The organism is Anoxybacillus sp. LAT27 (genome assembly GCF_022030075.1).
Lineage (GTDB): Bacteria > Bacillota > Bacilli > Bacillales > Anoxybacillaceae > Anoxybacillus > Anoxybacillus kestanbolensis.
The window spans coordinates 35,729-42,590 of the sequence record NZ_JAIWYK010000001.1; the positions used below are offsets into that span (position 1 = coordinate 35,729).

Annotated in this window: 6 protein-coding genes; all 6 read right to left on the reverse strand. The window is 48.2% G+C overall.

All coding sequences use genetic code 11. The annotated features are described in order from the left end of the window. Positions 1 to 24 precede the first annotated feature (24 nt). Positions 25 to 1,179: a thiolase family protein gene (locus tag LD028_RS00215; protein ID WP_237810502.1), complete on the reverse strand. Its 1,155-nt coding sequence runs from the start codon at positions 1,177 to 1,179 to the stop codon at positions 25 to 27. Between the two features lie 14 nt (positions 1,180 to 1,193). Next, positions 1,194 to 2,039: a 3-hydroxyacyl-CoA dehydrogenase family protein gene (locus tag LD028_RS00220; RefSeq protein ID WP_006318296.1), complete on the reverse strand. Its 846-nt coding sequence runs from the start codon at positions 2,037 to 2,039 to the stop codon at positions 1,194 to 1,196. An 11-nt stretch (positions 2,040 to 2,050) separates the two neighbouring features. Then, positions 2,051 to 3,658 carry a long-chain fatty acid--CoA ligase gene (locus LD028_RS00225; RefSeq protein ID WP_237810503.1) on the reverse strand — a complete coding sequence of 536 codons (1,608 nt, stop codon included), beginning with the start codon at positions 3,656 to 3,658 and terminating at the stop codon, positions 2,051 to 2,053. Further along, positions 3,621 to 4,712 carry a CaiB/BaiF CoA transferase family protein gene (locus LD028_RS00230; RefSeq protein ID WP_237810504.1) on the reverse strand — a complete coding sequence of 364 codons (1,092 nt, stop codon included), beginning with the start codon at positions 4,710 to 4,712 and terminating at the stop codon, positions 3,621 to 3,623. The genes LD028_RS00225 and LD028_RS00230 overlap by 38 nt, the downstream gene beginning before the upstream one ends. Before the next feature lie 11 nt (positions 4,713 to 4,723). Then, on the reverse strand, positions 4,724 to 5,866 hold the full coding sequence (locus tag LD028_RS00235) for an acyl-CoA dehydrogenase family protein (protein WP_237810505.1): 1,143 nt from the start codon (positions 5,864 to 5,866) through the stop codon (positions 4,724 to 4,726). Positions 5,867 to 5,878: 12 nt separating this feature from the next. Beyond that, positions 5,879 to 6,862: AMP-binding protein (locus LD028_RS00240; protein WP_237810506.1), on the reverse strand; the 984-nt coding region annotated here is incomplete at its 5' end.

The following is a 6,862-nucleotide window of genomic DNA, read 5'->3' on the forward strand; positions in this document are numbered from 1 at the left end:
TTGATGGAGACATCCGATTTCTTTTTATTCTTCCCACCGTTCGATGATGGTCGCAGTGGACATACCGTGCCCGATGCAAATCGTCAGTAGCCCGTAGCGCCCCTTTCGTCGTTCGAGTTCGTGAACGAGGGATGCCATCAGTTTCACGCCCGTTGCACCGAGCGGATGACCTAAGGCGATGGCACCACCGTTAACGTTCACTTTCGAAAGGGGAGCACCGATTTCTTTTTGCCAAGCGAGGACGACAGGCGCAAACGCTTCGTTAATTTCGACAAGGTCAATATCATCAATGGTGAGGTTTGCTTTTTGCAATACTTTTTTCGTCGCCGGGATGACACCGTCAAGCATATATGTCGGGTCGGAGCCAACGACCGTTTGCGCGACGATTTTTGCTTTCGGCTTCAAGCCGAGGCGAATCGCTGTTTCGCGCTCCATCAGCAGCGCCGCAGCAGCACCGTCGCTCATTTGACTTGCGTTTCCAGCCGTAATTTTTCCGTTTTGTTTAAAGACCGGCTTCAATGTCGCCAACGCTTCAAACGATGTATCTTGGCGCGGTCCTTCGTCGGCTGTTACGATGATGTCGTTTCCATCTTTATCAAGCCCGTGGATGGGTATGATTTCTTCGGTGAAACGACCTTCCGCTTGTGCCCGAAGCGCCCGTTGATGACTTTCATATGCATATTCGTCCAACTGTTCTCTTGTCAATCCGTATTTTTCGGCAATCCGTTCAGCAGACACTCCTTGGTGAACGAATTCGTACTTTTCATGGAGCGACGGTGGAATCGTTCGCTCGTTCCCGTCACTTAAAATCGGCACTTTCGTCATACTTTCGACGCCAGCCGCAATCGTAATATCCATATCGCCTGATTTAATTTCTTGCGCAGCGAAATGAATCGCTTGCTGTCCCGACCCGCACATTCGGTTAATTTGCACCGCCGGTACTTCCACCGGAAAGCCTGCCTCTAATGCTGCTAGCCTCCCGATATTGTAGCCTTGTTCGCCAATCGGCGTTACGCATCCCATCACGATATCTTCGATCAGCTGTTTTCCAATCCCCGCTCGTCTCACGACTTCATCGAGCACCACAGCTGCTAAGTGAACAGGATGTTTGTCACGGAACACCCCGTTTCGCTTGCCAACAGGAGTGCGTACCGCTTCGACAATCACGACTTCGCGCATATCTTTCCCTTCTTTCATTCGTATGTGTAAAATCCTTTGCCTGTTTTTCGACCGAGATGCCCCGCTTCGACAAGTTTGCGAAGCGTTTGTGGTGGACGGAATCGGTCGCCATACGCTTCTGTCATATTTTCACTCACAAACAACATCGTATCTAATCCGACTAAATCGGCAAGTTCTAATGGTCCCATCGGGTAATTCAGCCCGAGGCGAATCGCTTTGTCAATATGCTCGGCGGAAGCAACTCCTTCTTCGTACATGCGAATGCATTCAATCATATGCGCCGCAAGCGCTCTTGTTGTCACAAATCCTTGCATATCTTTGACAACGACTGTTTCTTTGCCGATTTCTTCGGACAGTTGTTGAATCACTTCGATCGTTTGTTCGGATGTTGCCACGCCTTTGACGATCTCAATGAGCTTCATGACTGGCGCTGGGTTAAACCAATGCATGCCGACGACTTGGCTCGGACGTTTAGTCGCTGCGGCAATCGCGGTCACGCTTAATTCCGACGTATTCGTTGCTAAAATCGCTTCTTGTTTCGCATAGCGGTCAAGCTGTTCAAATACTTGTTTTTTGAGCGGCAAATGTTCTGGCACCGCTTCGATGACAACGTCCGCTTCTTTTACTGCTTCTTGCAAATTCGTTTCGGTTTGGATGCGGGCAAGAATAGCCGTTGCTTCTTGTTCTTGTAGTTTACCAGCCTTTACAAAGCGAGCAAGGCTTTTTTGAATCGACTGCATTCCTTTTTCAAGCGCTGCTTCGGAAATATCGTATAAATAAACCGTTTTTCCGCCCATCGCTAGCGACTGGGCAATGCCGCTTCCCATTAAGCCAGCACCGATGACTGCAATTGTTTGCATCGCTACTCCCCCTATTGAACATTCGTGAAATAATCGCGAAATTGTTCGCGTAATTTCATTTTCAAAAATTTTCCGACACTTGTTTTCGGAATTTCGTTCATAAAAATAATCTCATCCGGCAGCCACCATTTCGCAAATTGCGGACGTAAAAAGTCGTATAGTTCCTCTTTTGTCACATTTTTTCCTTCTTTCACTACCACGCAAGCGATCGGTCGCTCTTGCCATTGCGGGTGTGGCACCGCCACAACGGCAGCTTCAAACACCGCTTCGTGCGCCATCAAGGCATTTTCTAAATCGACAGACGAAATCCACTCCCCACCGCTTTTAATGACGTCTTTTGTCCGGTCGACGATTTTAATAAATCCTTCCTCATCGACGGTGACGACATCTCCCGTATATAGCCAACCATCGCGAAATGCGTCTTTGCTTCGCTCATCGTTGTAGTATTCGTCGGCAATCCACGGACCGCGCAAGCATAGTTCGCCCATTTCTGTTCCGTTCCACGCTACTTCGCCGTCTTTGCCAATCACTTTCATTTCTACCCCAGGGACAAGAAATCCTTGCTTCGCACGGATGTCCAATTTTTCTTCGTTCGATACGTGCTGCTGGTAGCTTTTTAGACGCGATAAGACGACAAGCGGACTCGTTTCCGTCATGCCGTAGGCGTGCACGAACGGGATGCCGTATTTTTCTTCAAAGGCGCGAATCATTCCTTTTGGCGCTGCTGAACCACCGCATAAAATGCGCGTCACGCTGCGTAAATCGTACGTGCCTTTTTCCAACTCATTCAATAAGCCAAGCCAAACGGTCGGCACACCAGCCGCAAGCGTCACTTTTTCTTGTTCCATTAGTTCTGCCAATATTTTCGGTGTAAATGCTGCCCCTGGCATAACGAGCGTCGTTCCAAACCAAACCGCCGCAAACGGCAAGCCCCACGCATTCGCATGAAACATCGGCACGACTGGCAGCGCCACATCCGATTCCGACAGCGCCGCGCTATCGGCAAGCCCTAGCGCCATGCTATGGAGAACGATGCCGCGATGGGAGTATAACACGCCCTTTGGATTTCCAGTTGTTGCGGACGTATAGCACATCCCAGCAGGATGATGCTCATCGATATCTTTGACAAACGAAATCGGCTCGGCTTGTTGTAACAATTCCTCATAATGATAAACAGGCGACAGCGTCGTCTCGGGAAGCGTCGGTTCATCGGTCATAATGACAAACGCTTCAACGTTTATTTCGTCTTTCACACGTTCAATGAGCGGCAGTAAATCGTCGTCAATCAATAGCACACGGTCGTTGGCGTGATTAATAATATAGGCGATATGTTGCGGCGACAGGCGAATGTTAATCGTATGCAACACCGCCCCGATGCCTGGAATGGCAAAATACGCTTCTAAATGGCGATGATGGTTCCATGCAAACGTACCGACGCGGTCTCCTGTATGGACGCCAAGTGTTCGTAATGCGCTCGCAAGCTTTCTCGTCCGTTCGCCAATTTCTTGATACGTGTGGCGGACAAGCCCGTTCTTCATCCGCGAAATGACTTGTTTTTTCGGAAAAAACATTTCTGCCCGTTCAAGCATTGTCACAATATTTAATGGAACGTTCATCATATGCATGCACTCCTCCATGTTCGTTTAGCTTTGGTGCTCGTGTACGTTTTGTAAAAAAATGTTCGTCATAACGAGTCGCCACTTCAATTTGGTCGTTGTCGATATGAATCATTTTTCGGTACGCGTTATTTGCAAACCACGTTTTCGCTTCATCTGTTTCGAATACCGGCGTTAAGCAACAATCGACTTGCTCGGCAAACGCAATCCATTGTTGGAACGTTTTTGTGCGAAACAACTGCTTTATTTCTAGAAAGAGAGGATTGTCGTCACAAGCTGCCGATAAATGTCCTTCATACCATTCTGGCTTTTCGACTGCGTCACAAAAATTGCGCCAAAAGTGTGCTTCCAGCGCGGCAAGCGCCATATAGCGCCCGTCTTTCGTTTCGTACAAATGATACGACACAACCGTGCCAGCTAATACAGGAATCCCGTTTTTTTGCCCCGTATAGTGTTCTACTACAAAATGGTTTGTCATCATTGAAAGTAAGCCGTCGACAAGGGCAACGTCTATATAACACCCTTTTCCCGTCCGCTCCCGAGCATACAAAGCAGCGGCAACTTGTTCAACGACATGCATGCTCGTAATGAGATCGGCAAGCGTGATCGTCGGATGAATGGGGCGGCCGTCCGCTTTCATCTGGGCTAAAACACCGGAAAGCGCCATATAATTGATGTCATGGCTCCCATATGTGCTATGCTGACCATACCCGCTGATAGAACAATAAACAATCGCTGGATTGAGAGCGGATACGTCTTCATAGCCAAGCCCAAGCTTTTTCATGACACCGGGACGGAAACTTTCGATAACGACGTCTGCTTCGCGGATAAGCTGTTGCGCGATTTGAACATCTTGCTCGTCCTTCAAATCGAGCGCGATGCTTTTTTTATTTTTATTGTTCGCGTCAAAAAGGTAATCATCGGCTAACTCCCGCATTCGATCGCCTGTTTTCGGCTCGATTTTGATTACTTCCGCCCCTAAATCCGCTAAGCGAAGACTCGCAAACGGACCGGGGAGATAATGGGAAAAATCAATCACTTTTATTCCAGCAAGCAACAAAATCCCCCCTAAAGCCCAAGATGTTTCGCAATGATCATTTTCATCACTTCATTCGTTCCGGCATAAATGGCGCTCACCGGAATATCGCGGTAACGTCTGGCAATCTCGTATTCTTCCATATAGCCATATCCTCCGTGAAGCTGCATCCCTTCCGAAGCAACACACTTTGCCATTTCTGTCATCCACCATTTCGCCATCGATACGTTTGCCACGACGTCTTTGCCTGCGATATGCTGTTCGATGACATCGTCAAGAAACGCGCGCCCTAACGCAATTTCCGTCGCCATTTCCGCAAGCCGAAATTGAACGGTTTGAAATTGGCTAATCGTTTTCCCAAACGCCGTACGTTCTTTCACATACCGCTTCGTTAAGTCAAACATCACTTCTGCTGCTGTTTGTGCAGCAATCGCAACAATGAGCCGCTCTTGTTGCAATTTTTCCATTAAATAGTAAAACCCTTTTCCTTCTTCTCCAAGTAAGTTTTCCACCGGAACTTTCGCGTCGCTAAAAAATAACTCCGCTGTATCTTGGGCATGCAATCCGACTTTTTCAAGCTTCCGACCGCGTGTAAACCCCGGTGTTTCTCGCTCTACCACAAGCAAACTAATCCCTTTATGCGGCGGGTTCGCACTCAGGTTCGTTTTGCAAACGACGATGACTAAGTCCGCATGAATGCCATTTGTAATGAACGTTTTTTGCCCGTTGACGATATAATGGTCACCTTGTTTCACCGCCGTTGTTTGGATACCTGCTAAATCAGAACCTGCGCCTGGTTCGGTCATCGCAATGGCGGTGATGAGTTCCCCGGATACACACTTCGGTAGCCATTTCTTCTTTTGTTCTTCTGTGCCGTACGATGCGATATACGGAACGACGATATCGTTATGCAAGCCGATGCCGACAAGGCTAGACCCTACTCTTTCTAACTCCTCATTGATGACGACTGAATAGCCGAAATCGGCACCAAATCCACCGTACGCTTCATCTACCCACGGACAAAGAAATCCGTTCTCCCCCATTTTCCGCCAAAACTCCCGTGGAATGATTCCTTGTTTTTCCCATTCCGCATAAAACGGGTACGCTTCTTTTTGCAAAAACTTTCGGAACGCCTCCCGAAAAATGTGATGTTCTTCATGCAAATAGGTTGCCATGTTGTCCCCACCTTATGATTGCGCCATTTTTTTCATTTGTTCGCGCAATAAAAACTTTTGAATTTTTCCGCTCGCATTGCGTGGCAGTGCCTCGACAAAATAGTACGCGCGCGGTCGTTTGTACGGAGCCAGCTTGTCGCTTTGTTTACAAAACGCCTCTAATTGTTCTGCGGTAAGCTGTTGGTCTTTTTTGACGACGAAAGCAACGACTTTTTCTCCCCATAGCGCATCTGGCTCGCCAAGCACTGCGACATCAAGCACGCCTTCATGTTCGTAAAGCACGTCTTCTACTTCGCGAGGATAGACATTTTCGCCGCCGCTAATAATCATGTCATCGACGCGGTCGGCCACGTACAAATAACCGTCTTCATCCATATAACCTAAATCGCCAGAATGATACCAGCCTTTATACATCGCTTTTTCGGTCGCGTCTTCACGGTTGTAGTAGCCAACCATCATACATGGACCTTTAACGATAATTTCACCAACTTGTCCCGGTGGCAAGATGTCATCTGGGTCGGATGGACCGTCTTCGCGCGGTTTGACGATGCGAATTTCATGGTTTAAGCACGCCCGCCCAGCAGACCCAGCTTTCGTTAACTGCTCATCTTCGTACAAGAACGTAACAGCTGGTCCCATTTCCGTCATGCCGTACGCTTGGATTAAATCAATGCCTAACCGCTCTTTGCATTCTTTCACAAGCACTGGCGCCATCGGAGCGGCTCCGTATAGACCGATGCGAAGCGACGATAAATCATAATCGGATAATTTTTCTTGCAAGAGCATATTCCACATCGTCGGTGCGGCAAATAAGATGGTAATTTGTTCTTGTTCGATGACCGTTAATACTTGTTTCGGGTCGAAATGATGAACAATCACGTTTGTTGCGCCAGCATGGACGCGTGGAAGGAAGCAACAATGCAATTCTGCGCAATGGAACATCGGTGCGGTGACAAGCCCTCGCTCTGTTTCGCGAATGCGCATGACCGAATTGCA

Coding starts and splice junctions, on each gene's coding strand:
- LD028_RS00215 (WP_237810502.1), bottom strand. CDS start 1,179: ATGCGCGAAGTCGTGATTGTCGAAGCGGTACGCACTCCTGTTGGCAAG.
- LD028_RS00220 (WP_006318296.1), bottom strand. CDS start 2,039: ATGCAAACAATTGCAGTCATCGGTGCTGGCTTAATGGGAAGCGGCATT.
- LD028_RS00225 (WP_237810503.1), bottom strand. CDS start 3,658: ATGATGAACGTTCCATTAAATATTGTGACAATGCTTGAACGGGCAGAA.
- LD028_RS00235 (WP_237810505.1), bottom strand. CDS start 5,866: ATGGCAACCTATTTGCATGAAGAACATCACATTTTTCGGGAGGCGTTC.